1 protein-coding gene is annotated in these 836 nt (G+C 44.5%); it reads right to left on the reverse strand.

Features of this window, described 5'->3' with window-relative positions:
* Positions 1 to 836: phage tail protein (locus ACFIMW_RS09410; RefSeq protein ID WP_375617400.1), on the reverse strand; the 836-nt coding region annotated here is incomplete at both ends.

The raw sequence follows: 836 nt of genomic DNA on the forward strand, positions 1-836 counted from the left end.
ATATAGCCCCCTAAATTCTCACGCTCTATGCCCATAAAATTCGCTAAAGAACCACCCCCAAACAAGCCTAGACGATAGCCCAACACATCTGTCGTATTCCCATCCCAAAAGTCTTCATTACTAGTAAAATGGGGCATCGAAAGAGCCTGACCTTCATGCTGGTGAGACTGGATTGAATCTGTTTGAATACTTCCAAGCCTACGATGGGGGTCTCGATTACTGCCACCATCAAATCCCCGTAAAAACATCCCTCGTAAATCTGGAACATTAAAGGTTTCTACACCATCTCCTTCTCCCCAAACCGTGCCTATCGTCGCAAATAAATCACCATAATCACGACGCAAATAAGCCTTCCCATCGCAAATTAACCAATCCTTTGGAATCCCGCGCATGCCAAACGTTCCTATAAATCCAGTAGGATAAAGACTGCTTTCTTCTTCTTCTAAAGGGAGTGGGGTAGGATTAACGAGATGCCAATGATCTCCATTATAAAACAATGTATAAATGCACCCTTGTTGGATTTCGCCCCCTGATAAAGGATCAACCCCTAATTCCGTTGCTTTATAAACCGGCTTGCCATCTAAAGAATTTAAGACAATCGTGGTTGCTCCAACATTCCTGCTCGTCGCCATAAAACGCAAAACAATCCCATTCTGATAACCTAAAAACTGTGAGCTACTTTCAAGCCTTATCGTGCTCGTTTGTTGGACATGATCATTGGTAACAATCCCTTCAAGCTCTCCACCCGTGTCTGACAAGTATTCCTTTACGCGCTGCATCATCACACGGGCGCTCGTGTTCACACTGCTAGGATGCTGTCCCTCTGACCAATCAAT

It is taken from the genome of Bartonella sp. AC329YNZD (assembly GCF_042196685.1).
Taxonomy (GTDB): Bacteria; Pseudomonadota; Alphaproteobacteria; order Rhizobiales; family Rhizobiaceae; genus Bartonella.